This window comes from Pseudomonadota bacterium (assembly GCA_027620075.1).
GTDB lineage: Bacteria > Pseudomonadota > Alphaproteobacteria > Rickettsiales > UBA6187 > 1-14-0-20-39-49.
In genome coordinates, this window is sequence record JAQCEY010000002.1 from 418753 (window position 1) to 445392 (window position 26640).

A 26640-nucleotide genomic window follows, 5' to 3' on the forward strand; every position below is an offset into this window, starting at 1 on the left:
GGTCTGAAAAATGAATAACACCTTAAGAATACTAATATCACTATTAATCTTGTCTTTAGCGATTTATATTAAAATATCGGACTTTAGGATTGTCAAACAAATGCAGTTAAAGGTTTTTGATACCTTCCAGCAAAAATATCCCAGACAATACACAGACCAACCGATTAAAATAGTTGATATAGACGATGAAAGCTTGGAAGAGCTGGGGCAATGGCCATGGCCGAGAAGCATTATGGCAGATCTGGTAGACAGGCTTAATGAGGCGGGTGTGGCTGCAATCGCAATGGATATCGTGTTTTCCGAAGAAGATAGAACATCTCCCAAACACATATTATCATTATGGAAAAAGGAAGATAAGCTTTCTTATCTGCTTGACGAGCTACCCGACCACGACACGCTATTTGCCGATTCAATATCGGGTGCTAACGTAGTTACGGGTTTTGTTTTAAACAATGATATAAGCGGTAAATTCGCACAGTCAAAAGCCGGCTATTCATATGCAGGCAATGACCCAAGCCCGTTCCTTTCAAGGTTCAGGGGATATATAACAAGCCTGAAAATATTAGAAGATGCGGCAAACGGTAACGGTGCTTTAAACAGTATTGTTGATGATGACGGAATAATACGCAGAATTCCTCTGGTACTGATAACTGCAAGCACTTTTGTCCCCTCACTTTCGGCAGAAGCCCTAAGGATAGCACAAGGAGCATCTACATATATAATTAAAACGGCAGGTGCAAGCGGTGAAACTTCATTCGGTACGAATAGCGGTATAACATCGGTTAAAATAGGGCATTTAGAGATACCTACGGATAGAACCGCAAAATTATGGGTATATTACACTCAATACACCCAAGAACGCTATATTCCGGCATGGAAGGTGCTTGACCCCGATTACGATTTATCACACTTGGAGGGCAACATTATTTTCATCGGGACTAGCTCGGAAGGACTAAGGGATATAAGAGCTACACCGCTAAACCCTGCCGCAAACGGGGTTGAAGTACACGTACAGGCGTTAGAACAAATGCTTACGGGAGATTTCTTAAACAGACCTGACTGGGTACATGGTGCTGAAATAGCAATGATGGTTGCAGTCGGGCTTACCCTTATTATCATGATGTCAAAGCTTTCAGCTCTTTGGGGAGCGTTATTCACATTGTTGTCATTAGGCGGCTCTCTTGCATTTTCATGGTATTCGTTTTTAGAATATAAAACCCTGATTGACCCTGTAATACCAGGTATAGCTATCTCTTTAATTTATTTATCGGAATCCCTGATACGATACATAAGCTCGGAGACGGAAAAGAAGCAGGTAAGGAACGCATTTAGTCATTATATGTCCCCTGCCCTCGTTGAACAGCTTGCAAAAAACCCCGATAGCTTAAAGCTTGGCGGTGAAACCAAAGAGCTTACTATATTATTTTGCGATATACGAGGTTTTACAACAATATCCGAGCAGTTTGACGCACATTCACTTACGCATTTTATAAACCGTTTCCTGACACCTATGACAACTATCATTCTGGATAAGAAAGGCACGATAGATAAATATATGGGCGATTGCATAATGGCGTTTTGGAATGCACCGCTAGATGATGAAAACCACGCACAAAACGCCTGCTTATCCGCCCTTAAAATGCTTGATGCACTTGTAGAATTGAACAGTCGGCAGGAAAAGGAGGCTAAAGAAGCCGGTCGTAAGTTTATTCCGATAAATATCGGAATAGGTCTAAATACGGGTAACTGTTGTGTCGGCAATATGGGTTCGGAACAACGTTTTGACTATTCGGTTTTAGGTGATGACGTTAACCTTGCATCAAGGCTTGAAGGACAAAGCAAAACCTATGGGGTAAACATAGTAATTGGTGAAAACACCAAGAAAAAGATAGACGATATGGCAACATTGGAGCTAGACCTGATTCAGGTAAAAGGGAAAACAGAGCCTGTACGCATCTTTACTTTACTTGGAGATAAGGAATTAAAAATATCAGATAATTTCAAATTATTATCTGACGATTTTAATAAAATGCTTCATGAGTATCGCTCGCAAAACCTGAAAAAATCCAAATCATTATTACGGTCATGTAAAACACATGCTGCAAAAATAACCGCTATTAATATTGAGGGTCTGTTCGAACTATACGAAGAGAGAATAAAAGAGTTTGAAAAAAATCCGCCTCCAAAAGACTGGGACGGCGTTTTTATTGCAACTAGTAAATAATAATATTATGCTTAAAAATACTTGCAAGTATCAGGCGTACAAGTTAAAGTCAATAAATCCTCAATCAAATTAATGAAGCTTAAGGTTTGATAAATAATATGAAAGCTAACCAAAACTTAACAAATTTAAAATTAAGCGGTTATGAGAATGCTCTTCATCAGTCTGTTGAAAATGCCGACTTAGTAAGCTTTAGAAGAAACCTTAAAAAAGGTGCAAATCCTTATTACGAGAAAAACAGTAAAGACATTTTTGATAAAATAGAAGACCTTAAGTTTCAGGACGAACAGCGTCTTTATGATGCAGTTGTACAAAAAAATGTTGAGGGTTTTGTAGATGCTCTGGAAACGGGTGCAAGCTACCTATTTGCACCGGACGACAAAACATTCACATTTGATAAAGTTAACGACCTCCTGCAAAGTACAGATAGCGATAGCCAAGAAATTGGAATCTTCATGTATGAACAATTATCAGAGCATAAAATAAGAAAAACCGACTCGGCAAAAACAGCCGACTTAATGTCTCAGACGCTCTTAAAACACGAAAAAGATAGAACTAAAAGTTACTTTAAAAACAACGCTCCTGTTCCAAAGCTTCCCTTAATAGATCAAAATGAGTATTATATGGACTATACTACGGACGAGGATCAATGTATGAGTGCCTTGATTGATTTACACAAAACACCCCTCACTCCCAATAACACACCTATAACAAAAAGCACGCACGGCGACATTAGTGATGACGAAAGTCTAGAATCACTAAAAACTCACACAAGTAAGTATTTAAACGAAAAGAATAAAAATCACCGTAGTTTATAATTATACTATAATTTATTTATCCCTTGAAAATATTAACCAAATGGTACATATTGCCTACCTTAGATGGTCGGATGGCTGCTGTGTTTACACAGAGGAAAGTCCGGGCTCCATGGAAAAACGGTGGTGGGTAACGCCCACCGGAGGTGACTCTAGGGAAAGTGCCACAGAAAATAACCGCCTTAATGCTTTTTATTAAACATTAGGGTAAGGGTGAAAAGGTGCGGTAAGAGCGCACCGCGTATATGGCAACATCATACGGCAAAGGTAAACCCCGCCGGGAGCAAGACCAAATAGGAATATCGCGTATTTTTTACAGGTGTTTTCCACACCGGATATTCGGGTAGGTTGCTTGAGGCATTTAGTGATAAATGTCCCAGATGAATAGCCGTCAATTACAGAACCCGGCTTACAGACCATCTAATACTTTACTTTAAATACACATAGATACAATTATTATGACAAATTTAACAGGTCCACAAAGACCACCCGAATCAGGAAAAAAAGCAAAACAATTAGTGATATTTTTACATGGATTAGGTGCGGACGGTAACGACCTTATCTCACTTGCGGATTTTTTCGCTGAAGCACTGCCCGATGCTCATTTTGTATCCCCTGACGCACCTTACCCGTGTGATATGTATCCGATGGGAAGGCAGTGGTTTAGCTTACTTGAACGCAGTGAAGAAGCAATATTAAAGGGAGTCAAGCTTGCCGAACCCGTTTTAAACGCTTTTATAGACGCAAAAAAGAAGGAATTAGGTCTAGAAGATAAGGATATCTTCTTGATAGGCTTTTCACAAGGTACGATGCTATCATTACACACGGCTTTCAGACGACCGAAGCCGCTTGGGGGTATTTTAGGATATTCCGGTGCATTAGTTGCCCCTCACCTTCTTAAAGATGAATTAGTATCCAAACCTCACGTATGCCTTATACATGGCGAGGCTGACGAAATAGTGCCTTTTGACGCTTTTGGTAATGCGATGTCGGTATTACAAAAACAAGGCGTTATGGTTCACGGCTACTCTCAGGAAGGCTTGGGTCACGGAATTGATCCGGCAGGCATTCAATTAGGTATCAAATTCCTGAAAAACGAGCTTTAAAAGTCATTATTCCCCTTATTTATAAATGATTTATTAACGATTATTAAATATAATTGTAATAAGGGGGAGATATAAATGGCAACAAAAAATAACAAGGCAAGTGTTTTAGTCGTTGATGACGACGACATGAATCTAGATATTCTACAACACAGGCTTACAAAAGAAGGGTATCTATCAACCGTTATTGATAATGGGCAAGATGCATGGGACTTGCTGGACTCTCACCCTAATGACTTTTCCGTTGTATTGCTTGATAAGATGATGCCTCGTATGGGGGGCATGGAAGTTTTATCCAAGATGAAAATGCACCCTATATTAAGGAACACACCCGTTATTATACAAACCGGCGATGTAGGCAGCAAGGAAGCAACCGAAGGGATAGCCGCCGGAGCGTATTACTATCTTACAAAACCGTTTGATCCCGACATGATGATAGCCGTTGTAAACTCCGCTATAAAAAACTTTGAACGTCAGGGAGTTGCAGTTCATAATGTCCGTAATGCCGTATGTGAAAAGGCAGCATTTGAGCTTGCCACCAATGCTAGATTTGAAATTAGGAATACTAAAGAGGCACTAAACTTATCTTCTGCCATAGCATCATTGGCAGCAAAACCCGATAAGGTCAGTATTGCTATATTAGAGCTTATCATAAACGCTATTGAACATGGAAACCTTTGTATAGGATATGAGCTTAAAAAGTCATTATCATTAAGCAATAAACTTGACGAAGAGATTGAAAAAAGGTCAAAATCACCCGAACATCGGGATAAAAGGGTCTATGTATCCGTACAAATGAAAAAGGACGATGTAATAGTTACAATATGCGACGAGGGGCAAGGATTTAACTGGAGAAAATTCAAAGAGTTTGATCCGGTACGCCTAATGGAACCTAACGGGCGCAGCATAGCTATTATAAACAGCCTGATGGACGTACACGTACAATATCACGAACCGGGAAATAAAGTTGTATGTACTTTTATGAGGAAATGATTTCTCCCCCCCCTTCATCGCACTATGGCTTGAACATAGTATCAAGCAGGTTCATTTATATAATTTTAGGGTATGATTTACCTTGTTTGATATACTTTCAATGGTACAAAAATTAATCTTAGAATGTATTTCAAATGAAGAGTGTTAAAGAGGTCGCGGACTATGCTATTCCCGCTACACCTCTTTTAGTATTAGTATCGCTCTTTAATAACGCCTTCTTATGCTCATTTTTAATAGCTTTTTCAGTTTCCGGCGATACACTCCAACGAACGTTTATGCCTGTAGATTTACTCAAGTTAGAAGAGGTTTCTGAGTTTGCACTACAAACATCCGGATTTTTAGCAGACGACTCCATTAATCCTATATAATGTTTAATATCGCTTGCATTGAATTTTGATGCTACACCTTGTACTAATATATCTAGAGATTTATCATTTACATCCCCAATTTGTTGTTGAAGACCGGGATTGGCATCAAATATTTTTCTAGACAAGCTTCTTAATTTATCAGCAGTATCCGAACTACCTACCTCTCTATGCTTTGCACACTCTTCTTCAAGCTCTTCATTAGATGAATATCCTTCCGGAGGGTTATATTCCGAAGCAATACGTAACTTACCTCCAAACTTGTAATTAAACTGTTCCTGAAATTCTAACGAAGGGTATGTGTGTTTTTTAGTTGTATCTTTCATGATATCACCTTGACTATATTAACAGCATTTACTGTAACATAATTTTCGTATTTTCCATATAATTAAAAAGTGTTTTGTAAAAGCAAACGGAAGCCTCCGGTGGATGGCGTAGTTTGAGGTGTAGAACGGATTTATACAATTATTAAAAAATAACAGACGTGAAAGAGTGTTTTTCAGATCACGATATAAGAGCAAAAGTTTGTATTAATACTGCAACCAATAAAGCTGAAAAAATATCCTACAACATGCAAATGTCATAACCACAAGACGTGCGTATCATTGCAAAATAGCAACGTTTCCACCTGCACAATGGAAAAAGGAATAGTACAAAGCAAGTTTTTCAAATCGCTAACATTGGTGCCCGCGGCCGGACTTGAACCGGCACGTCCAAAAAGGACAACAGATTTTAAGTCTGCAGCGTCTACCGATTCCGCCACGCAGGCACTTAAAAAATGAAAAGACGTTAATACTATCATTGCGGTATTAGTGCAAGTGATATGTTCAAAATTGTTCAATAAAATTACAGCCAGTTAGGGAGTTTATCCTTTTTGAGCATATCCTCATAGTCCTCTCGCTCCCTTATAACTGCGAATTTATCATCATTTACCATAACTTCAGGGATAAGCAACCGTGAGTTATACTCGCTTGACATAACCGCTCCATATGCTCCGCACGAGCGTATGGCTATCAAATCTCCGGCAATCAGTTCAGGCAGCTTACGTTCTTTGCCGAACACATCGCCGGTTTCACATATAGGCCCTACAATATCCATTTGCAGTACATTCGGTTTTTCGTCAACAGGGATAATCTCATGATATGCGTCATACAAAGTAGGTCGTATCAGGTCATTCATAGCGGCATCTATGACCAGAAAATTCCTATGAGCGGTTTTTTTCAGATAAATAACTTCAGATACCAATATTCCGGCATTGCCCGCAATCAAACGCCCCGGTTCAAACGCAAGTTCACAGCCCAGCCCGTCTGTCGCCTCTATTACCATTTTAGCGTATTCATCAGGCGATGGCGGCAGCTGGTCTTTGTACGGTATACCAAGTCCGCCACCCAAATCAAGATGTGAAATATTATGTCCGTCTGCCCTTAAATCTTCTACCAGTGATCGTATCTTGGCAAATGCCGCCTTAAATGGTTTTAATTCTATAAGCTGCGAGCCTATATGCGTTGCAACGCCTCTTATGTGGATATGCTCCATTTTGGCGGCTTTGCTGTAAATCTCCCTCGCCTGTTCATATGAAATACCGAACTTATCTTCTTTGCGTCCGGTAGATATCTTATCATGAGTTCCGGCATCAATATCGGGGTTTACCCTAAACGATACGGGTGCTTTTACGTTTAAAGAACTTGCAACCTCGTTTAAAGACTCAAGCTCAACTTCAGACTCAACATTTATCTGCATAACGTTGTTTTTAAGTGCAAATACAAGCTCACTCTTTGTTTTGCCCACACCTGAGAAAACTATCTTGTCGGCAGCTATTCCGGCGGTCAGACACCTTCTTATTTCTCCTTCGGAAACACAATCACCCCCCGCCCCTAAATTAGCAAGGGTTTTTAATACGGCTAAATTTGAGTTCGCTTTAACGGCAAAACATATCGTTGCATTAACATCTTTCAACGCATCGGCAAAAACATTGTAATGACGCTCCAAAGTTGCTGTTGAATAACAGTAAAAAGGCGTGCCGACTTTTTTTGCTATTTCTTTTATAGCAACATTTTCGGCAAACAATTCACCGTTTTTATAGTTAAAGTGATCCATAAAGTGCCTTTATGCTTTTTATATTTTAAGGGTACAGCATTTACACTTTTTCTACCTATATGTCACTACATAATATGGAATAACTAAGGAGTGTTCTACAACCTAAGCCTTGCCTATCATACTAAGTAGCTTTTTCATTCTCTCTTCTGACAGTTTATCCCAATAAACATTTACCTGCTCAGGAACAAAATGCCGTTTGAAAGCCTTAACTACATCTTCGGTTTTGCTGCCGTAATATCCGTCCACCCTGATATGATAGCCATAATCGGAAAGCATTTTCTGCACTCTGGCAACGTCTACATCTTCCTTACCCGGTTCAACTAAAACATCACCGCCACGCCATACTTTTTTTATATCATGCCATAAACCTATGCCCTCTTCTGCCAATCCCTGCCAATCAAATAATTCACCGGGATCTTCCTTTCTTGAGGGCGCTATATCCGAATGACCTACTATATTACGTGCTTCAATACCATGCCTGTTCATAATATCTTTTGCCAGTTCTTTCGCAGATGCCGTTTGTTTTTCCGTGAAAGGTTCATAACCGAATTCATGCCCCGGATTTTCCATTTCAATCCCGATTGATATATCATTTAACGAAGCAATGCCACGCCAACAGCTTATTCCTGCATGCCAAGCCCTTTTTGATTCGTCAACAAGGTTAATTACATCTCCGTTTTTGCATATCATATAATGCGCACTTACCTGAGCCTCCGGATCGCACATTCTTTTTAAGGCAGCCTCAGCCGTTTTCATGCCGGTGTAATGCATAACAATAATATCAACGCTTGCCTTATCGGGTCTTTCATTAAAATTAGGCGACTTAAAATTGCTCAATTTACATCTCCTGCCTTTGCAAATTTAGGTTTTCTTATCACAATAATTGATACTCCAGCCACTGTCAAAGCCCCGCCCAACAACACCTGCCACGTAAGCTGCTCTCCTAAAAGCAATACGCCCGATGCTACGCCAAAGAACGGTATCAGCAATGAATATGGAGCAACTACGTTTACAGGATATTTTTTCAGCAGATAATACCATGAGCCGTGTGCTACCATCGTTGCCGCTATTGCGATATAAAATACCGAAGCCCATTCTTTTAAAGGGGCGTTTATCAGCAAGTCAATATTATAATCCTCTACTAACAAGGAAATGAGGAACATATGCGGCAAGCCAAGCAAAGAAACCCATGCGATAAATGCCATTGGGTTGATATCACCGAGATTTTTTACCATTATATTATACACTGCCCAACAAAAAGAACTGCTTATAAGCATCCAAAATGCCTCATAATTACCGGAAACATTAGGCGTACCCACGATTACAAAAGTACCGAGTATGGCAAGGAATATACCGAATATCCCCTTTTTACCCATCACCTCGCCAAAAAAGAAATATCCCAAGGTAACCGCAAAAGGAACACGCATCTGGTCAATTACTATCCCGACGGTAGAATCCAGCCCGTGTTCTAAAGACAAGAACATAAAGCCAAAATGCCCCACTATAAAAACAAGCGATATCTTGTACAAATCTTTTAGCGGCAACACACGCTTTCGAAGGAAAGGAGCAAGTATAACCACAATTATAAGCAGTCTTAGGGATAACATAAGGAATGTAGGAAAGTATGCCAAAACTGATTTTGCAATAACAAAATTCAATCCCCATATAATAGCTATCGCTATTGCAAGGGCAACATGTGCAGGTTTCATTTTTTCTCAAGCGTCTTTTTATTAAAGGCCTTTTTACTCTTTATAGCCTCATAAGCCTGAGTATAAAGATTAAATTGCTCTTTAGCCAATTCTTTTATTTCCACCATTACATTGCCACTTGCAAACCTATCGGGGTGACAATCGCTTATCGCACGTCTGAATGCCTTTTTCAAATCAACATATGACACATTGTTGGAAACATTCAATAACCTGAACGGGTCATTACTTGTATCTAATCTATGCTTCCTTAAAATCCTTGAAAAATAATTTTCATTAAATTTCAGTGCAAAAACTATTTTTTTCAAAAAAACAGCTTTTTCACCGGTAAAAGAGCCGTCTGCATCGGCGAACACGAAAAGGTCATTAATAAGTTCTTCTAATAACAGCCTGTTATTAGGAAATAAATTAGTCAATTGATGTGCATAGTGAGTAGCGTCCACACCGTCTACTACTGCCTCCTTATAAAAAGATTCAACCTTACTCGGTTCAGAATCGGGTATAGCGAATATCTCTTTAAATGAGACTATCTGCTCATCAAGATTTTGTGAAGGGTTATCAACATTTGCAAGTTTAGCAGCAATAGCTATTACATATAGAGTAAAAGCTATCTGAGCCGTATTGGCTTTTTCCAGCTTCTTTTTGCTTAAAGAAGCCTCTCTTTTTGCGATAACTTCGCTTCTGTGACCTTTTTTTACATAAACAAGTTGTTCGGACATAAGCAATCAACGGTCAGAAAAGTTTTCTTAAAATAAATTCGTCCATGACAAAAAAACACCTTAACACAGAACTTTACAAAATATCTATTTAAAACTTTCTTTTGCTTCAATTAAATATTGCTGATATTGATTTTTTACTTCTTTTTCGTCTACTTCAAAACCTTTTGAACGTATATCTGTAAGCATTTTTTCAATAACGGCACTTTCTCCCGAATTAGAAAAAGAATAGTCCACAACTTCGGTTGCGTATGCGTCTATGTCGGAGCCTTCAAAGTGCATTTTCTCCGCAGCCCACTTCGCCGTGAGTATATTTGCTCTTGCACGAACCTTAAATTCCCTTTCCTGATCATGTACGAATTTGTTTTCATAAGCCTTTTGACGGTCATCAAATGTACCCATAGTATCATTTTCCTTACTTTTATTGTTTATAATAGCTTTTTTGATTGAATTTTTGTGTTTTTGTTATAGTAATAAGCAACAATTCTTTCAACAGAAAGTTATAATACTATCTAATATTAATTTTGGTATAAAAAAATGGCTCCTAGGCGTACAAAAAAACAAATTTATGAAGGCAAGGCAAAAGTCCTCTTTGAAGGACCAAGACCGGGAACCATAATCCAGTATTTTAAAGATGATGCTACGGCTTTTAATAATAAGAAGAAAGATGTTATTTCAGGCAAAGGTGTCCTGAATAACAGGATTTCGGAATTTATTATGTTAAAGCTAAAAGACGTAGGTATCCCGACCCACTTCATAAAACGCCTTAATATGCGTGAGCAGTTGGTGCGTCAGGTTGATATAATACCCTTGGAAGTTATCGTAAGGAACGTTGCCGCAGGTAGTTTATCAACACGCCTTGGCATTGAAGAGGGTACGGAACTTAGCAAGCCTCTTTTAGAGTTTTGTTATAAAGATGATAAACTAAACGACCCTTTGGTAAGTGATGAACATATTCTTACATTCGGCTGGGCAGACCCTATTGAGCTTGATGAGATAAAAAATCTGGCATTACGCATTAATGATATACTTTTCGGTATGTTTGCCGGAGTCGGTATCCGTCTTATCGACTTTAAAATAGAGTTCGGTCGTATTCAGGACGAAGAAGAAGGCTATGTAGAGATATTGCTGGCTGACGAGATAAGCCCCGATTCATGCCGCCTATGGGACGCAAAGACCAATAAAAAACTTGACAAGGATCGCTTTCGCAGAGATATGGGTGATGTTGCGGAGGCATATCAGGAAGTAGCCAGAAGGCTTGGAATATTTATAGATCACAATAAATCCGATGATGAGGAAAATATATAATGAAAGCACAGGTATATATAACTTTAAAGAACGGCGTTTTAGACCCGCAAGGCAAGGCGATTCAAGGAGCTTTGGGGCATCTGGGTTTTGACGGCATAAAACAGGTGCGTCAGGGCAAGTTCATTGAAGTTGAGATAAACGAAACCGACAAAGCAAAAGCTGAAGCTGCCGTAAAAAACATGTGCGAAAAGCTGCTTGCAAATACGGTTATTGAAAATTACAGATTTGAATTGGTTTGATTAAGTTGCTAGTTGCCAGTAGCTAGATATTTAAAACCAACACTTACAACTTACAACTTAAGACTTACATATGAAAGCAGCAGTGATAACATTCCCCGGTTCAAATTGTGACCGTGATATGTATGAGACGATAGAAAGCATATCGGGAAGAGAAGTAAAAAAAGTATGGCATGCCGATACCGACCTTCCTAAGGGGCTTGATTTTATTGCCCTGCCGGGTGGATTTTCTTATGGTGACTATTTGCGTTCGGGGGCTATGTCGGCAAAGTCACCGATTATGAATGAAGTAGTTAAAGCGGCACAAAAGGGTACGTATATATTAGGAGTTTGTAACGGCTTCCAGATATTGACGGAGGCTGGTTTGCTACCGGGTACGCTAATGCGAAACAAAAACCTGAAGTTCATTTGCAAAACTGTTGAGCTAACTGTAGAAAATAACGATAGCGAATTTACAAAAACTTATCATAAAGGTCAGCATATACAAATTCCTATCGCTCACCATGACGGTAATTTCTATACCGATGAGGAAACCTTAAAAGAAATTGAAGATAACGGACGGGTTGCCTTCCGTTACACGAGAGAAAATCCGAACGGTTCAATTAATAACATAGCAGGTGTTTTTAGTGAGAATAAAAGGATTCTGGGCATGATGCCACACCCTGAACGTGCGGCAGACGAAATTACGGGCAACACCGACGGACAGGCATTATTTGAAGCGTTGATCAGCAGTATGGGAAATTAATATGGCAGCAGAAAAACAGAACGTAAATTTTGAGACGGCAAAAGAATTCGGATTAAGCCGTAGCGAATATGACAAAGTCCTTGAGATAATGGGGCGTGAGCCTAACCTTACCGAGCTTGGCATATTTTCTGTTATGTGGTCGGAGCATTGCTCATATAAATCAACCCGTATTCACCTGAAAAAGCTACCCACAAAAGCCGATTGGGTAATCTGCGGGCCGGGGGAAAATGCCGGTGTTATTGATATCGGTGACGGACAAGCCGCTATATTCAAAATGGAAAGCCATAACCACCCTTCATTTATCGAGCCTTATCAGGGTGCTGCAACGGGCGTAGGCGGTATTATGCGTGATATTTTCACTATGGGAGCAAGACCTGTCGCTAACATGAACGCCCTACGTTTCGGAGAATTATCCCACCCTAAAACCCGCCATTTACTATCGGGCGTAGTATCGGGTATCGGAGGATACGGAAACTGCATGGGAATTCCTACAGTTGGGGGGGAATGTAACTTCCACAAATCATATAACGGCAATATACTTGTAAACGCAATGTGCGTAGGGCTGGCAAACGCTGACAATATATTTTATTCGGCGGCATCTTCGGTCGGTAGCCCTGTTGTATATGCAGGAGCGAAAACAGGACGTGACGGAATTCACGGTGCAACAATGGCATCTGCTGAATTTGATGATGATTCCGAAGAAAAACGCCCTACCGTTCAGGTTGGTGACCCGTTCACCGAAAAACTTGTTATGGAAGCATGTCTTGAGCTTATGGCAACCGATAGTATCCTTTCAATTCAGGATATGGGAGCGGCAGGCTTAACATGTTCATCGCTTGAAATGGCAGATAAAGGCGGTACGGGAATTGAGCTTGACTTAGATAAAGTGCCGCAGCGTGAAGAAAATATGAGTGCCTATGAAATGATGCTTTCTGAAAGTCAGGAGCGTATGCTTATGGTAATAAAGCCTGAAAAAGAAGATGTTGCACGTAAGATTTTTGAAAAATGGGAAATTGATTTTGCGGTTATCGGAAAAATTACCGACACAGGTCGCATGGTTTTAAAACATAAAGGCGAAATAGTCGGTGACTTGCCGGTAAGCCCTCTTTCAGAGCAGGCTCCTATTTATGACCGTCCGCATAAACCCACTCCGAAACAAAAAGAAATCGACTTTAATGATTTAAAAGAACCGGCTGATATAAATGGCATTCTTAAAAAATTACTATCCGATGCCAACCTAGCCTCCAAACGCTGGATATGGGAACAGTATGACTCTCAGGTAGGAAACGACACTATAGCCGCCTCAGGCTCAGATGCCGCAGTCGTTCGTGTACACGGCACAAACAAAGCATTGGCTATAACAACCGATTGCTCTCCTAGATATTGCTATGCAGACCCTATAGAAGGCGGCAAACAAGCCGTTGCGGAAAGCTGGAGAAACATAACTGCAACAGGCGGAAAGCCGCTTGCTATTACTAACTGCCTGAATTTCGGCAATCCTGAAAAACCTGAAATAATGGGGCAGATTACAGGCTGTCTGGAGGGCATGGGCGAAGCGTGCCGTGAGCTTGATTATCCTATCATATCGGGCAATGTGTCATTATATAATGAAACCAACGGCGTTGCTATCCACCCTACCCCCGCTATCGGCGGTGTAGGTATAATTGCCGATGCACAAAAAACTATGGGCAATTCATTTGTAAACGAAGGCGAACAAATAATTGTTATCGGCGAAACAAAAGGGCATCTTGGTTCATCTATTTATTTGTGTGAAATAGAAGGAAGAGAAGAAGGTACGCCGCCTCCCGTTGACCTAAAAACCGAGAAGAAAAACGGTGATTTTGTCCGCAAGCTTATTGCAGACGGCAAAATAACCTCCTGCCACGATATATCCGACGGTGGGTTATATGTTGCCGTTGCTGAAATGACGTTAAAAAATGATATCGGTGCAAACTTAAAAATTGAAACCGACATAGCTGAGTTTGCATATTTGTTCGGAGAAGATCAGGCTCGCTATATAATAACCGCAAAGAACTCGGACGCAGTCGATATATTATATTTAGCCAACGATGAAAACGGTATATATGCCGAAGAAATAGGAACTACAGGCGGAAGTAGCATTAAAATAAATGGAAGCTCAATTAAAATCTCCGAGATTAAAGGGATTTTTGAGAAGGTCTTGCCCGAATATATGGGGTAAATAATCTACTCTTTTCTTAAATCTTGATTGACACGAACCAAATGTTCTTTTGTATCAAAATAATAAACTTTTATCTTTAGAGGCTTATTAAGATATTGTTCGGGTAGATAGGCGGAATTATTATTACCTGATAATGTTTTCATCGGACCTCCGTAGGATTTTTGATCCAAGAACACCTCCTTATCACCGTCAATAACACTTAGACTGCTAATATATTGTTCTTCATTATTATTTACTATCTTATATCCATAATACATCTGATTGTTGCTTCCACCCTTGCTACCGCTTTCTTTAAGGGTGAAATTAACTTTTTCGTTTGTTATATCTTTCGAAAAACGGCTTATATTACGCTTTGCTATCTCACTAATATCCAAATCCGTTATTTTTAAAACAACATCATCAATTACAGCCTCTTTTTCATTGCCGTCAGCAACCTTGGTATAAATATCAGCCCTAACATTATAATTATATATATCATCAATCTGCACCGAGTTGTTTTCATACTTTAAATACAGGCTGTTATCAATTATAGGCGAAATAGAAAAACGCCCCGAACTTAGATTTTTACAATAATCACAATCAGGATTAGGCTGTTGAACGCTATCAAGAATATTTATATCGGTTTTGCCGTATAAAAATTTACCGTTAACATATTTTCCTTTCTGATAAATTCCGGTAACTTTAGTTTTATTTAAATTAGCATCTAAAATTTTATAACTAGGGTGCGTAACTTTTATTTCAAATCCGATTTTAGGATCAAAACTAGACCTGCTTTGTGCAGATTTGATATTATAAGAAATTATTTCAGCATTAAAATTAACGCCTTCCACATTAGCTAAGGCTATCGGATTAATTACAAAAAGAATTGCCGTAATGGAAAAAATATTTTTCATTATTTTTTTATTAAAAATTATCTAATCATTATAGAATAAAATTCATGATTTGTACATATTAAGAACCGGAAGCTCCATTATCCTCATGCATAGACGAATAATGGTTTACAAGTGAGAGTACATAATCAAGATTTTTTACATCTTCTACGTTTTTCACTTTTTTAAGTATCTCTCCTCTTAGTTCTTGTGCAACGGTTTTTAGATGATTTTCTCTTTTGGTCAACGATGCGTATTTTGACTCTAAACTCCTTAAAGCCGTAATAAGAACCTCAGAAGCCTCAAATAAATCTTTAGGCAGCCCTGCCCTTCGGTATAAAACCCTAAATCCTTTATTGCTACTATCTCTGACTAATTGCCTTATATTTAACACGGGAGTTTGTGTAAGACGAGCTATTTTAACTTCAAAAATATTCATATTAGACATACATAAGGCATATATCGGGGATAGTTCTTCAGGGATTTTTAACCTTTCCATCAACTGGCAGAACTTATAATATTCGGCATCGGTACTTCTAAGACCTATAAGCTTCATCTTAGCAACATCACGGCTTTTTCTGACCATGTCGTCCATACGGACGAATGCGTCCTTGTGCTTTTCTTGAAGGCTGTTATATAGTGACTCGCTGATTTTATCCGCAAGGCTCTCCACTATAGATACAGGCAGGGTTTCCCTTTCTACCAACGCTCCCATTATTTCTTCTTTTTCACCGAAAGTTTCCACGATATGACCGATACTTTCCTCAGAAATACGCACACCTTCGTTTTGAAGAAGCGTATCTACCACGGCTTCATTATCCGTTTCTATCAGCACCTCTGCCACACCTTCTGATACGGTATGCCTTTTTGAAATGGATTTCTGCTTTTCCGCATCTTCGGTAGAAGTAACTATCTCTATAAGGTCGGCATCGGTCAGCACATCGGAAAACTCTAATACCGGCAAGGATACTTCCTGCACGTCATGTGCGAGCGATAATATTATATCCCTTGGAATGTCGGGATTATCTTTTATTGCTTCAGATAATGTTTTTCTGATTTTTACTTCGGTATCTTTAACAAGCGTTCCGAATATTCTAGCTGCAGCAACCATCTGTTCCTGACTAAAACCGCCGCTATTATAATAATCGGCAATTTTTTTTGTTATATCTATCTTCTTTTCGAATGGGCTTTTTATTAACTTTTGTATATCATCATCAGTTAACTCATACCTGTTGCCACTCTCTTCCAAACTCATAATTTATACCGAAAAACATATGGTTTAATATACCTTATCAAGAAAATAATAGTGTCTAATTTTTAATATTTAGTTAATTATATTCTACATAATTGTTATTCTTTAGTAATTATAGTAACTTTGCATTTAATTTATCTATATTTGTCAGTTAAATTCAAATTTACTATAGAAGCCTATGCAAAAGTTAAAAAACTACTCTCCCCTTGAGGGAGAGTTAAAAACACGAAAGTGTTTTTGTGAGGGGTGAAAACTTGCAAGTGTTTGTTATACCTGTATGTATCACCCCCTCCCTAACCCTCCCCCGTAAACGGGAGAGGGAATAAAAAGAACTCGGATTTGAACTTGTCACCTTTTTGCAGAGGCTTTTATAATTCATTTAAAGTTAAACAGCGTTTGATTTTTTCTGTTTATATTCGTGATATTCTTTTATACATTGCTTCACCATTCCTTCCGAAAACGGCTTTGTTATATAGCCCTCAGCACCTTCTTCCATAGACTTTAAAACATCATCTTTCAGCCTACTGGCAGTCATCATTACAACATATGCATCTTCATTCATTTTCTTTATTTTTTTCAATATATCATGACCGTTACCGTCGGGAAGGGCAATATCGAGAAAAGTTATATCGGGATTTTCTTTTTTATAAGCATCAACACCTTCCTTTGCCGTTTCTGCTGCAATAACTTTATGCCCTTTGAGCATTTCTTCAGCTATGTTTAGAAACATTCCGTTATCTTCTACTAACAAGATTGATAATTTTTTCTCATCAGTCACTATTTTTATCCCCACACTAAACTTTAAAAATTCGTTGCATTAGTATTTGTTATTGTAAATTCCGTAGTAACGTCGGTTATTAACTGCGCCCTTGCCGTAAAATCGGTAGTTGTCGTCTGGTTTATACAATAATTATAAAAATCATTCGTTAAAACATTATCACCGTTAAACAGGTTCGTATTTATTGTTGCAGATGCATCGGCACACCCTGCTCCGGTTGAATAATAAATATTATTATCGGTAAAATATTCCTGTTGTTGCAGATAAATATTACGAAGGTTGTTCTGAGCGGCTACCGCTCTGGAATTTGATACATAGCCCTGATATTGAGGAACTGCTATAGCTGAAAGTATGCCTAAGATGGCAACTGTTATTAATAACTCTATTAATGTAAACCCTTTTTGCATAACACACGCCCTATATTCTTCTACAATGCACAAAAAAGGGAGGGAAACCCTCCCTTTTTATAAGATTATACTATTACTCTAAAACAATTAGATCGGTAGCAGTTTCATCAGTATCAGCTGCGTCACCATCATTGTTTAAGTCAAAATTTGAAGTAACAGTGATTTGTGTAGCAGAAGTAGCACCGTCCATGTAGATAGCACCTACTACAGCACCGGCAGCACCATCGGTAACACCGTTAAGTGATTGGTCATAAGGGTTTTTCAAACCTTTTTGAGTATTGAAATAAGCAGCAGCGGCAGCCGTGAAAGTAGCCGAAGTTGCAGTATTACAAGTAACCGTAGATGTACCCATAGTTACTGTTGCGGCACCTGTAGAACAGTTAGTAACCGAACCCGAAAGTAAGCTTACAATCGACTTATGAGATGATTTTACAGCATTGATTTTAGCTTGTTGTTGATAACCCTGATATTGAGGAATCGCAACAGCAGCCAATATACCGAGAATCGCCACAACGATTAACAATTCAATAAGTGTAAAACCTTTTTGACCTTTTTGAGTTAAATTATTCATGATAGAACTCCAATAAACTTAAATTACAAAAAATACTTTTAATTTCAATTCTTAGGTATATTTCAACCTTTAATAGAAATTAATAACCTTAATGAAACTAAAGAGCAATTTAAATAAACATTTATTTTAAAAATATTTTTTGCTATTTAACTTCAATTAAAACAAAATACAAACAATCCGTAAAAACCATTTTATATTCCGCCTATAGTTATATTTATATCACACTTCAACTTAAGAGTTAGTTAAATAATAGTTAACAAGTTATTAACGCACCATAATCAGTTAACTATTTGTTAATTATACACTCTAAGGAAAAATACAACTATATCAAAAGCTTAATTAAATAACAGCTTTTTTGATTGATATAAGAAATCAATAAGATTAAAAATAAATGTAAACTTTTTTAGGTAAAAATATGTTTGTAACAATTATAATATCAATTTTAGTCGGATTAGTCATAGGCGATATCTTATGTTTCATCGTATATGAGATATGCAGAATAATAGACGAAGAAGAAAGCGGAAAGAAAACCAAGAGCAAAAGTAATATTTTCAAAACCTATCTGAATTTCGTACTAAAACAGATGAAGGAAGGTAACAAGCAGTTTTTCATATTTTATTTATTATTAGACGTTGCAACGGTATCCTCTACGGTTTTCATGATTCTGCATTATGGTGTAACTAAAGAGGCAATATCGGCACTTATACTTATTTACAGCCTTATAGTGCTTACATTTGTCGATGCTAAAACGCAATATCTCCCTGACATTATAACTAAACCGCTTATTGTGTTGGGTCTGATACAGGGGTATTTTGAAATATTCACAAGCTTTAAAGAATCATTAATAGGAGCGGTAGCGGGGTACTGGTCGCTTTGGCTGATTAATACTACATTCAGGCTGATAAGAAAAAAGGACGGCATGGGTCAGGGCGATTTTAAATTACTCTCGGCATTGGGGGCATGGGTCGGCTATCAATACTTACCTTTTATTGTGTTTGCATCATCATTCTTGGGTATATTTGTGGCTTTGGGATTGGCTAAATTTGCCAATAACAAGCTTTCAGCCCCCTCACCTTTTGGTCCTTCGCTATCTATAGCAGGAATAATAACCCTTATATGGGGTGAAGATTTAATAAACTGGTATTTGAGCTTCCTAACTTTTTAGAATGTGGGTTCCACTATAATTTGTTTTACCAAACAATACTACATAATTGTGTCATTTTGTACTTAATACGGAATCTAAGGAATAAAATAAGTATGCACAAAGTGCATGCATTATTATATGGCTTGGATACTATGGTCAAGCCATAGCATGACGAATAGCGCCTGATAAATATATTAACTCTTTCTTAACCTTAATATGATACAATTATCATGATGGGTGCAATGTTAGTTAAATCATTGTTTTAATAACAAAATAATCAGGTAGGGAGAGAGATTATGCATGAACAGACACCTCAAATGATGCCGTCAGGACAAGGTCAGCAAGGGCAACAACCGCACGTAGCTACAAATTCAGCCACCCCGACAGTGCCTAACGGTAGTGCGAACGGTCAGGCAATGCCGAATGCTACTCCTGCTGCCGCACCACAACCTGCAACGGTCGCTCCTCAAAGCCCTGCTCAACCTCCGGCAGCTCCTGCAACTGCACCGGTACAACAACCTGCGGAGAGTATTAAAGTTGAAGACTCAAAGCCTCCCTTACCGGACGGAATGCTTGATAAAATAGTATATTATGCCACTAATTTTAAATTATCGGATATCCATATCCATTCAAATGAGCCTATAGCAATCCGTCAGCACGGTTCTATAGAAGTACAGAGGAATGATTTCATCACCGACAAGAAAATAGGTGCTTTTATAGAGTCGATTTTAGACGAGGATCAAAAAGAACATTTTCAGAAAATGCGTGATATCGACCTTGCAATAGAAGGCGGCGGCATGAGGTTCAGGGTAAACGCATATATGACTTTACGCGGCCCTGCTATGGTATTGAGGAAAATTGAAACCGAGGCTCCCGACATTGAAAAACTTAACCTGCCAAAAGCAGTGTTTGATATTACCACACAGAAAAACGGTCTGGTACTTGTTACAGGACCTACGGGTTCGGGTAAATCCACTACATTGGCATCAATAATTAAAAAGATAAACTCAACAAGAAAAGAAAACATAATAACCATTGAGGATCCGGTAGAGTTTATCCACGAAAGCAACGTAGCCCTTATCTCGCAACGTGAGGTAGGAAAGGACGCTTTCTCATTCGGCAGTGCGTTAAAAGCCGTTTTGCGTCAAGACCCGGACGTGATTCTACTAGGTGAGATGCGTGACTTAGAAACCGTGGGACTGGCATTAACGGCAGCGGAAACAGGACACTTGGTATTTGGAACGCTGCACACAAACGGTGCGCCAAATTCCATAAACCGTATATTGGACGTGTTCCCTCCTGCACAGCAGGCTCAGGCACGTTCACAGCTATCACAATCAATAAGATTGGTAGTTACGCAAAGGCTGATAAAAACAGCGGACGGAAAAGGACGTGTCGCAGCATTTGAGGTTATGAAATCCAATGCCGCCATCTCTAACCTTATACGTGAAGGTAAGATATTCCAGATAGAACAAACAATGCAAACAAGTAAAGGAGAAGGAAACATGCTTATGAAAGACTCCATACAAACTTTGCTTGATTCAGGTAAGATCCGCAAAGAGGACTTAGAGGACGCTCACTAATAGTGGGAGGATTTGATATGTCTTATAACAGAGGATATACATTACTTGAACTACTTGTAACCATAGCGATTATCGCTTCGGTAATAGCCGTAGGTTCAGGAACCGGTATAGGAAACCTTAATACCAAAAAAACAGCTCAAAATACATATAAAGAGCTGCGTGACCAGCTTGCTACGCTTCGCAATCATGCAATGTCAAAGAACACAACTGCAAAAATAGTAATTACGCAGGTAGGTTCAACATATACAATGACATTATCATATTCGGCAGTTACCACAAACAACTGTCCGTCAACGGGAGTATGGACAACGATACAAACCAAAGAAATCGACGTACACACTAATTACGGAATAACCGGAACGGCTTTTACTAACAATTTGTGTTTTTACAGGGACGGCAGTTCTTCGGGAGGGTCTTATATAGTAGCACCTGTTATCGGAGCTACGGGAACCACCTATACTTTAGATGTAACAATTGCAACGGGGTATATAGATGTTACGGAAAGTTAGAAGATTATTATTACCGCATTTAAATAAATGCAAGGGCTTCACCCTGATTGAAGCCATGATTTCCGCCGGCATAGTTGCTATGGGCTTTGTGGGTGTTTTTACTCTAATCGCCTCATCGGAGCAATTTACCAAACGTGCCGTTGCAAGACAAAAAGTGCAGTTGATAGCCGACCAGATGATAGAAATAATTGAAACCGATACCGCTAACATAAATTCATACGCAATGGATTTGTCGACATGCACCCCGCCTACAACCGCCGACCAATGGGACGTGCGCGGCTATGAATGGTGCATAAGGCTACAAAATGAGGTAGGTGCGGCAGGTGCAACCGATACAAGGACGATAACCGTTGACACAATTGCAGGTGACAGGAGGATAGTAAGTATATTTTTAGAAGGATATAACCAAACCATACTTATAGTAATGAAAAGGATTTTTGATGTTTAGTTTTGAAAAATTTCTTATCAAAAGAACTACTCGGAACTGCCGAGGATACAGCATGCTTGAGTTGATACTTGCTGCTGCCGTAGGCTCTATTATTATAGCGGGCGGCTATACTTCTTTTGTGGTTTTATCGAAGCAATATAGCAGGGTTTCAGCATTTTCAGAAGTACAGCAAGCAGGCATTCCTTCTATAAGGCTAATCTCCAGAGATTTGAGAATGGCAGGAAGGGTAGCTATGGATACCAATATCGACCCCGTATATGGTGCTATTGCAAACCCGATAATTATAACTGATAGCGGTGATGCATGCTGTGACAGTATAACAATAATATATGACAAGGATTCAACCGTTAATCCGCAAAGATGTCAGGTTACATACGATATACAGCCACGAATAAACCCCGCAAGGAATGCATTATATATGACGGTAACAACGTTGTTATCAGATGCAGGCGATCCATGTTTAGGCGACGGAGCTGCATCATTAGTTGCAGACTACATAGAAGACTTGCAGTTTGTAGGTTCTGATAATAACTCTAACGGTGACCCTCAGCTTGTAGATGTAAGCATAATAGCCAGAAGCCAAAGTACCCTAAGCTCAACAAATACATATACTCGTCCGTCTCAGACAATAGGTAATTATAATTTTAGCTTTACCGACAATTTACACCGTGACGAGTTCACCACAACAGTTAATATAAAAAACTTAAGGGGGAACTAATCATGTTATTGAAGATTAAAAAAACAGACTCCCAAAAGGGTAATATTCTACTATCATCAATGTTTATATTGATAGCGATGAATCTGCTTGGTGCAGGGTTGATGCAAAGCTCTACAAGGGAGCTTACAACAGCTACATTTAAATCCGTTGATTCGGAAGTGTTCCAGATTACGGAAACATGCCGACATGATGTAATAACTTTTTTTGAGGGACAGACAGGCACACCTTCATCAATAAGTGATATAGCAACTTCTAACCTGAGTGCTATGATGACAGGTAGTGAAACCACGACAGAAACAAATAAACTGACAGGATATAGCTATGGCTGCTCTACAACATATATTACGTCCAAAAATGTAAGCTCCGGAACAGGTACGGGAGGCGAAGTAGGCTCAGCAGGTGGTGAGTATGGCGGAGCAGGAGCACTTTCATTGAAAGACTATTATCAGGTTATATCTACAGGCTCAGGACCTGATAACGCACAAAAGGTAATTAATACAATTATTTCCGTCGAATACTAAAACCAATCGTTACATTATTATAGCAAAAAGGCAACCTTTAGTTGTTAACCAAATATTAATATGTTCATGGTATCTTTGATAGTAAATTAGTACGTAATTAGTTCAAAAGGGAGATTAATTACTAATATACCTTAGTAATTATAAAGATAATATGGGCTTAGACAGTTTAAAAGGTAAATTAAACAAAAAAGCAGGCGGCTCAGGTAACCGAGCATCTGGGTCCGGTGAATCGGGTCTAAAAAAATTATTACGCGGATTAGTAGGTAAAAGCTCTCTTGATAAAGAAAAAATACTTGGCGTTGATATAACTCCCCATTATGTCCGTATATGTCAGCTAAAACGCACATATGGAAAGTGGATGCTAAATAATCTTGCATCTGCATGTATGGAAAATTTCTTTAGAAAAGCGGATATGATGGTCAATACGGATTCATATGCAGAGAATCTAAAAGACCTTGTTTCAAAAAATAAGATAAGCAGTAAAAATGTTGCCTTCACAGTTCCCTCTTCAAGCTCAATTGTAAAAATACTACAATTTGCGGATATGTCGGACGAAGACTTCCATCAGGCTGCAAAGCTCGGAGCGATATGGGAAAGTGCCGTTAACCTTGAAGGAGGTGCTAACGAATATCAGATTTACTATAAAATTTTAAGGCATAATCCGGCAAAAGAATCATCTCCACAGCCTGTTTTTGCACCCGTTAATGAAACACTTGCGGAAACTCCGATGGAAGAGCCGATGCCACAAGAAGCTCCAATAGAAATACCTGCGGAAAATCCGATAGAAGAGCCGATGCCACAAGAAGCTCCAATAGAAATACCTGCGGAAACTCCGATAGAAGAGCCAACACCACAACAAGAAGCTCCGATGGAAATGCCGGTGGAAAATCCGATGGAAGAGCCAACACCACAACAAGAAGCACCAACGGAAATACCTGCGGAAAATCCGATGGAAGAGCCAGCCCCACAAGAAGCTCCAACAGAAATACCTGCGGAAATTCCGATGGAAGAGCCTACACCACAAGAAGTTCCAATGGAAACACCTGTGGAAACTCCGATGGAAGAACCTGCACCACAAGAAGCTCCAATCGAAATACCTGCGGAAGCTCCAATAGAAGAGCCTGTGCCACAGCAAGGAAATCCGCTAGATAATCCCGATGAAACAACAAATAACGACGACGACAAAAATACTATGGCAGAAGCCGAGGGTGCTCCTGCATTTGAGGAAACGGCAATAATTTCAGAAGAAATACCTGCGGAAATTCCAACCCAAACGGCTACAATGGACGTTTTGTTCATAGCAACAAAAACGGCAGACATAGATTTATATGCTAACATAATAAGCAAAGCGGGGTTAAAGCCCGTATTAGCAGATGTACGTTGCCTTGCCTTAAAACATGCTCTTGAAAGTTATCCGAAAATTTTTGAGGAAATCAGAGAACCATATGCATTTATGGAATTTGGTCCTGACGAAAACTATGTATTCGTAGTCGATGGAGAAAGGACTAATATATACAATGTGTATATGTCCGAAGACGATACTATAAATTTAATTTATAGCCCTGAAGACCGTGACAAAATGAACATATTCGTTCAAAATTATGCTAATCAGGCATTGCAGATAATTCAGGATCATCAGGCTAATCACCATACGGACGCAATCAAGCATTTGTACGTTAATTCGTCAGCACCTATACATGTGCATGACGCATCTACCGAGCCTACCATGAAAGTTTTTGTCCGTGAGATGAAAAAACTTATGACGGGGCGTACAATAAAAGAATGTGATTTTTGCAGTCATATTGAAGTTCCGGAGCAGTTCGCTAAAAAGGTAAATGCTGAGGGCAATATATCGGCATGGGCTACATCGGTCGGTATCGCCATGCGTAAACTTGACGTGTTTGATGTAGAAAAGCATGAGGGCGTTACCGATATAAACCTGTCTAACCTTTTACCGAATTTTGAAAAAAACAAAGCCGATGCAATCACAAGCATAGCCTCATCTTTTGCGGGAGTTATATTGTTCCTTCTATCTGCGGCAGCATTAGGATTTTCGTTTATCTCGCTACAAAATCATAACAAATCTCTTATCGGCGAAATAGAAAGCATGGGAGATGTTGATTCTAAATACGCCGTAACGAATGAAGAGTTAAATAGAGTGTCCATTCTGGTTAATCAGGTTAAGTCACTTGATAATATACAGTCTTCCCTGCCATCTAACCAGCCGGGATTAATTATAGCACTCAAGCATATTTCACAATCATTTCCTGAAGGACTGTACCTAAATGAAGTTACATACGACCTACCTAATGAGATTACCATAAAGGGAATGTCGGTAAATGATCATGCGATTTTAAGCTTTGTAAAAACTCTTAACGAAAAACCGGAAATAATGAAAGTATCCCTAAAAACAATGGAAACCGAAACCAAAGAAAATTCAAAGAACATTCCCGGCATGCCTAATCAACCTTCAGCAACAAAAAATTTCACGCTGTCAGGAAATATTAATATCAAAAACGGTCAGGCACAGGTTTTGGACATAACAGGTCTTAAAGATAACGGAGAGGAAAATGGCAATTGATCTAAATCAGGATATGGGGGCATTAATAAAAAGCCTTATGGGCAAAAACAACGGCTCTTCTGACAGTGGAGCAGCCGCATCGGCTAACGCCTCAAACGAAGGCTCGGTAGCTGATAAAATAATACCTTTTCGAAATGTTATAATAATTTTCATCATTATTATAGGCTCTTCAGTAGCTTATTATAAGCTACATTATACAAAAATGGTCAAGACTAATGCTGAAAAAGCGGAAGAAATCGAACGATTGAACAAGTTAAAAACCGATACGGCGAATTTAGAAAAGCAAATAACCAATATGAGGAATGATCTTAGTGCCTCTAAAGAAGAATATCTGGAAAGCCTGTCGCATTTCGGCAACAGCGAGGATTTAGGGGAACTTTATCAGTCTATAAGCATTTTAGCGGAAAAATACGGTTTGAAAGTATTGAATATAAAAGAGACAACCCCTCCTCCTCCTCCGGCGGAGCCTTTGAACTCAAAGGGCACAAAACCCGCCTTCCAGAAAAAGGCTAACATAACGGAAGTAAAGGAAATTCAGGTAAAGGTTGAGTTGAAAGGACCATATGTAGAATATATAAGATTTAAAGAAGACCTTGCAGTTGCGGAAATGCTTCTAAAAATCAATGAGGAAACGGTTAAGGTAAAGAAAGATGAGGTTGGCAAAGTATATTCGCAACTAACTTTAACAACTTATGCAATTGACAAAAAACCCTTCCAGAAAGTTATAGCAACCGATGACAATGGAGACAAATAA

At 39.0% G+C, this 26640-nt stretch carries 27 protein-coding genes, 1 tRNA gene and 1 other RNA gene; 17 read left to right on the forward strand and 12 right to left on the reverse strand.

What is annotated here, in order from left to right; translation table 11 throughout:
• Window positions 1-10 precede the first annotated feature (10 nt).
• From O2942_05055 to O2942_05075, 5 genes are all read left to right on the forward strand, one after another.
• On the forward strand, window positions 11-2224 hold the full coding sequence (locus O2942_05055) for an adenylate/guanylate cyclase domain-containing protein (protein MDA0781619.1): 2214 nt from the start codon (window positions 11-13) through the stop codon (window positions 2222-2224).
• A 98-nt stretch (window positions 2225-2322) separates the two neighbouring features.
• Window positions 2323-3039, forward strand: a complete 717-nt coding sequence (locus O2942_05060; protein ID MDA0781620.1) for a hypothetical protein — start codon at window positions 2323-2325, stop codon at window positions 3037-3039.
• 59 nt (window positions 3040-3098) lie between these two features.
• An RNA gene (gene rnpB, locus O2942_05065) (RNase P RNA component class A) lies at window positions 3099-3464 on the forward strand.
• Between the two features lie 30 nt (window positions 3465-3494).
• The gene (locus tag O2942_05070) at window positions 3495-4142 is read left to right on the forward strand and encodes a dienelactone hydrolase family protein (protein MDA0781621.1); all 648 of its coding nucleotides are present in this window, start codon (window positions 3495-3497) and stop codon (window positions 4140-4142) included.
• 75 nt (window positions 4143-4217) lie between these two features.
• Window positions 4218-5132: a response regulator gene (locus tag O2942_05075; protein ID MDA0781622.1), complete on the forward strand. Its 915-nt coding sequence runs from the start codon at window positions 4218-4220 to the stop codon at window positions 5130-5132.
• Window positions 5133-5292: 160 nt separating this feature from the next.
• Here O2942_05075 and O2942_05080 read toward each other — a convergent pair whose 3' ends face one another.
• The 7 genes from O2942_05080 to O2942_05110 form a co-directional block, all read right to left on the reverse strand.
• Window positions 5293-5823 carry a hypothetical protein gene (locus O2942_05080; protein ID MDA0781623.1) on the reverse strand — a complete coding sequence of 177 codons (531 nt, stop codon included), beginning with the start codon at window positions 5821-5823 and terminating at the stop codon, window positions 5293-5295.
• Window positions 5824-6178: 355 nt separating this feature from the next.
• Window positions 6179-6266: transfer RNA gene (locus O2942_05085), tRNA-Leu, on the reverse strand.
• A 77-nt stretch (window positions 6267-6343) separates the two neighbouring features.
• Window positions 6344-7594, reverse strand: a complete 1251-nt coding sequence (gene lysA / locus O2942_05090) for a diaminopimelate decarboxylase (GenBank protein ID MDA0781624.1) — start codon at window positions 7592-7594, stop codon at window positions 6344-6346.
• A 102-nt stretch (window positions 7595-7696) separates the two neighbouring features.
• A complete protein-coding gene (locus tag O2942_05095) occupies window positions 7697-8431 on the reverse strand; it encodes an N-acetylmuramoyl-L-alanine amidase (protein ID MDA0781625.1) in 735 nt (244 codons plus the stop codon).
• On the reverse strand, window positions 8428-9303 hold the full coding sequence (locus O2942_05100) for an EamA family transporter (protein MDA0781626.1): 876 nt from the start codon (window positions 9301-9303) through the stop codon (window positions 8428-8430). Before O2942_05100 ends, O2942_05095 begins: the two co-directional genes overlap by 4 nt.
• Window positions 9300-10019 carry a TerB family tellurite resistance protein gene (locus O2942_05105; protein MDA0781627.1) on the reverse strand — a complete coding sequence of 240 codons (720 nt, stop codon included), beginning with the start codon at window positions 10017-10019 and terminating at the stop codon, window positions 9300-9302. The genes O2942_05100 and O2942_05105 overlap by 4 nt, the downstream gene beginning before the upstream one ends.
• An 84-nt stretch (window positions 10020-10103) precedes the next feature.
• A complete protein-coding gene (locus O2942_05110; GenBank protein MDA0781628.1) occupies window positions 10104-10418 on the reverse strand; it encodes a DUF1476 domain-containing protein in 315 nt (104 codons plus the stop codon).
• A gap of 135 nt (window positions 10419-10553) precedes the next feature.
• Between O2942_05110 and O2942_05115 the strand changes: the two genes are divergently transcribed.
• The 4 genes from O2942_05115 to purL all read left to right on the forward strand — a co-directional run bounded on the left by O2942_05115 (window position 10554) and on the right by purL (window position 14505).
• Window positions 10554-11324, forward strand: coding sequence for a phosphoribosylaminoimidazolesuccinocarboxamide synthase (locus O2942_05115; GenBank protein ID MDA0781629.1), 771 nt, complete (start codon window positions 10554-10556; stop codon window positions 11322-11324).
• On the forward strand, window positions 11321-11563 hold the full coding sequence (purS, locus tag O2942_05120) for a phosphoribosylformylglycinamidine synthase subunit PurS (protein ID MDA0781630.1): 243 nt from the start codon (window positions 11321-11323) through the stop codon (window positions 11561-11563). Before O2942_05115 ends, purS begins: the two co-directional genes overlap by 4 nt.
• 70 nt (window positions 11564-11633) lie before the next feature.
• The gene (gene purQ, locus O2942_05125; GenBank protein ID MDA0781631.1) at window positions 11634-12305 is read left to right on the forward strand and encodes a phosphoribosylformylglycinamidine synthase subunit PurQ; all 672 of its coding nucleotides are present in this window, start codon (window positions 11634-11636) and stop codon (window positions 12303-12305) included.
• 1 nt (window position 12306) lies between these two features.
• On the forward strand, window positions 12307-14505 hold the full coding sequence (gene purL / locus O2942_05130; GenBank protein MDA0781632.1) for a phosphoribosylformylglycinamidine synthase subunit PurL: 2199 nt from the start codon (window positions 12307-12309) through the stop codon (window positions 14503-14505).
• Between the two features lie 5 nt (window positions 14506-14510).
• Here the strand turns inward: purL and O2942_05135 are convergent, their stop codons facing one another.
• The 5 genes from O2942_05135 to O2942_05155 form a co-directional block, all read right to left on the reverse strand.
• The gene (locus O2942_05135) at window positions 14511-15398 is read right to left on the reverse strand and encodes a hypothetical protein (protein ID MDA0781633.1); all 888 of its coding nucleotides are present in this window, start codon (window positions 15396-15398) and stop codon (window positions 14511-14513) included.
• Between the two features lie 58 nt (window positions 15399-15456).
• Complete coding sequence (locus O2942_05140) at window positions 15457-16629, reverse strand: DUF2336 domain-containing protein (protein ID MDA0781634.1); 1173 nt, start codon at window positions 16627-16629, stop codon at window positions 15457-15459.
• Window positions 16630-17011: 382 nt separating this feature from the next.
• The gene (locus O2942_05145; protein ID MDA0781635.1) at window positions 17012-17404 is read right to left on the reverse strand and encodes a response regulator; all 393 of its coding nucleotides are present in this window, start codon (window positions 17402-17404) and stop codon (window positions 17012-17014) included.
• A 23-nt stretch (window positions 17405-17427) separates the two neighbouring features.
• Window positions 17428-17811 carry a prepilin-type N-terminal cleavage/methylation domain-containing protein gene (locus tag O2942_05150; GenBank protein ID MDA0781636.1) on the reverse strand — a complete coding sequence of 128 codons (384 nt, stop codon included), beginning with the start codon at window positions 17809-17811 and terminating at the stop codon, window positions 17428-17430.
• A gap of 73 nt (window positions 17812-17884) precedes the next feature.
• Complete coding sequence (locus O2942_05155; protein ID MDA0781637.1) at window positions 17885-18382, reverse strand: prepilin-type N-terminal cleavage/methylation domain-containing protein; 498 nt, start codon at window positions 18380-18382, stop codon at window positions 17885-17887.
• 415 nt (window positions 18383-18797) lie between these two features.
• Here O2942_05155 and O2942_05160 point away from each other — a divergent pair, with 415 nt between their 5' ends.
• The 8 genes from O2942_05160 to O2942_05195 all read left to right on the forward strand — a co-directional run bounded on the left by O2942_05160 (window position 18798) and on the right by O2942_05195 (window position 26640).
• Window positions 18798-19547: an A24 family peptidase gene (locus O2942_05160; GenBank protein ID MDA0781638.1), complete on the forward strand. Its 750-nt coding sequence runs from the start codon at window positions 18798-18800 to the stop codon at window positions 19545-19547.
• 548 nt (window positions 19548-20095) lie between these two features.
• Complete coding sequence (locus tag O2942_05165) at window positions 20096-21109, forward strand: PilT/PilU family type 4a pilus ATPase (protein ID MDA0781639.1); 1014 nt, start codon at window positions 20096-20098, stop codon at window positions 21107-21109.
• A gap of 17 nt (window positions 21110-21126) precedes the next feature.
• A complete protein-coding gene (locus tag O2942_05170; protein ID MDA0781640.1) occupies window positions 21127-21618 on the forward strand; it encodes a type II secretion system protein in 492 nt (163 codons plus the stop codon).
• Window positions 21602-22066, forward strand: a complete 465-nt coding sequence (locus O2942_05175; GenBank protein ID MDA0781641.1) for a prepilin-type N-terminal cleavage/methylation domain-containing protein — start codon at window positions 21602-21604, stop codon at window positions 22064-22066. The genes O2942_05170 and O2942_05175 overlap by 17 nt, the downstream gene beginning before the upstream one ends.
• Window positions 22059-22784, forward strand: coding sequence for a prepilin-type N-terminal cleavage/methylation domain-containing protein (locus O2942_05180; GenBank protein ID MDA0781642.1), 726 nt, complete (start codon window positions 22059-22061; stop codon window positions 22782-22784). Before O2942_05175 ends, O2942_05180 begins: the two co-directional genes overlap by 8 nt.
• A gap of 2 nt (window positions 22785-22786) precedes the next feature.
• The gene (locus O2942_05185; protein ID MDA0781643.1) at window positions 22787-23305 is read left to right on the forward strand and encodes a hypothetical protein; all 519 of its coding nucleotides are present in this window, start codon (window positions 22787-22789) and stop codon (window positions 23303-23305) included.
• Between the two features lie 151 nt (window positions 23306-23456).
• On the forward strand, window positions 23457-25886 hold the full coding sequence (gene pilM / locus O2942_05190) for a pilus assembly protein PilM (protein MDA0781644.1): 2430 nt from the start codon (window positions 23457-23459) through the stop codon (window positions 25884-25886).
• A complete protein-coding gene (locus O2942_05195) occupies window positions 25876-26640 on the forward strand; it encodes a hypothetical protein (GenBank protein ID MDA0781645.1) in 765 nt (254 codons plus the stop codon). Before pilM ends, O2942_05195 begins: the two co-directional genes overlap by 11 nt.

Bases quoted from the DNA above. Each gene is read 5' to 3' on its own strand.
- O2942_05195 (MDA0781645.1), top strand. From the start codon at position 25,876: ATGGCAATTGATCTAAATCAGGATATGGGGGCATTAATAAAAAGCCTT.
- O2942_05150 (MDA0781636.1), bottom strand. From the start codon at position 17,811: ATGCAAAAAGGGTTTACATTAATAGAGTTATTAATAACAGTTGCCATC.
- O2942_05070 (MDA0781621.1), top strand. From the start codon at position 3,495: ATGACAAATTTAACAGGTCCACAAAGACCACCCGAATCAGGAAAAAAA.
- O2942_05165 (MDA0781639.1), top strand. From the start codon at position 20,096: ATGCTTGATAAAATAGTATATTATGCCACTAATTTTAAATTATCGGAT.
- O2942_05170 (MDA0781640.1), top strand. From the start codon at position 21,127: ATGTCTTATAACAGAGGATATACATTACTTGAACTACTTGTAACCATA.
- O2942_05135 (MDA0781633.1), bottom strand. From the start codon at position 15,398: ATGAAAAATATTTTTTCCATTACGGCAATTCTTTTTGTAATTAATCCG.
- O2942_05140 (MDA0781634.1), bottom strand. From the start codon at position 16,629: ATGAGTTTGGAAGAGAGTGGCAACAGGTATGAGTTAACTGATGATGAT.
- O2942_05175 (MDA0781641.1), top strand. From the start codon at position 21,602: ATGTTACGGAAAGTTAGAAGATTATTATTACCGCATTTAAATAAATGC.
- O2942_05185 (MDA0781643.1), top strand. From the start codon at position 22,787: ATGTTATTGAAGATTAAAAAAACAGACTCCCAAAAGGGTAATATTCTA.
- O2942_05180 (MDA0781642.1), top strand. From the start codon at position 22,059: ATGTTTAGTTTTGAAAAATTTCTTATCAAAAGAACTACTCGGAACTGC.
- O2942_05115 (MDA0781629.1), top strand. From the start codon at position 10,554: ATGGCTCCTAGGCGTACAAAAAAACAAATTTATGAAGGCAAGGCAAAA.
- O2942_05080 (MDA0781623.1), bottom strand. From the start codon at position 5,823: ATGAAAGATACAACTAAAAAACACACATACCCTTCGTTAGAATTTCAG.
- O2942_05055 (MDA0781619.1), top strand. From the start codon at position 11: ATGAATAACACCTTAAGAATACTAATATCACTATTAATCTTGTCTTTA.
- O2942_05100 (MDA0781626.1), bottom strand. From the start codon at position 9,303: ATGAAACCTGCACATGTTGCCCTTGCAATAGCGATAGCTATTATATGG.
- lysA (MDA0781624.1), bottom strand. From the start codon at position 7,594: ATGGATCACTTTAACTATAAAAACGGTGAATTGTTTGCCGAAAATGTT.
- O2942_05110 (MDA0781628.1), bottom strand. From the start codon at position 10,418: ATGGGTACATTTGATGACCGTCAAAAGGCTTATGAAAACAAATTCGTA.
- O2942_05060 (MDA0781620.1), top strand. From the start codon at position 2,323: ATGAAAGCTAACCAAAACTTAACAAATTTAAAATTAAGCGGTTATGAG.
- pilM (MDA0781644.1), top strand. From the start codon at position 23,457: ATGGGCTTAGACAGTTTAAAAGGTAAATTAAACAAAAAAGCAGGCGGC.
- O2942_05105 (MDA0781627.1), bottom strand. From the start codon at position 10,019: ATGTCCGAACAACTTGTTTATGTAAAAAAAGGTCACAGAAGCGAAGTT.
- O2942_05160 (MDA0781638.1), top strand. From the start codon at position 18,798: ATGTTTGTAACAATTATAATATCAATTTTAGTCGGATTAGTCATAGGC.
- O2942_05075 (MDA0781622.1), top strand. From the start codon at position 4,218: ATGGCAACAAAAAATAACAAGGCAAGTGTTTTAGTCGTTGATGACGAC.
- O2942_05155 (MDA0781637.1), bottom strand. From the start codon at position 18,382: ATGAATAATTTAACTCAAAAAGGTCAAAAAGGTTTTACACTTATTGAA.
- purL (MDA0781632.1), top strand. From the start codon at position 12,307: ATGGCAGCAGAAAAACAGAACGTAAATTTTGAGACGGCAAAAGAATTC.
- purQ (MDA0781631.1), top strand. From the start codon at position 11,634: ATGAAAGCAGCAGTGATAACATTCCCCGGTTCAAATTGTGACCGTGAT.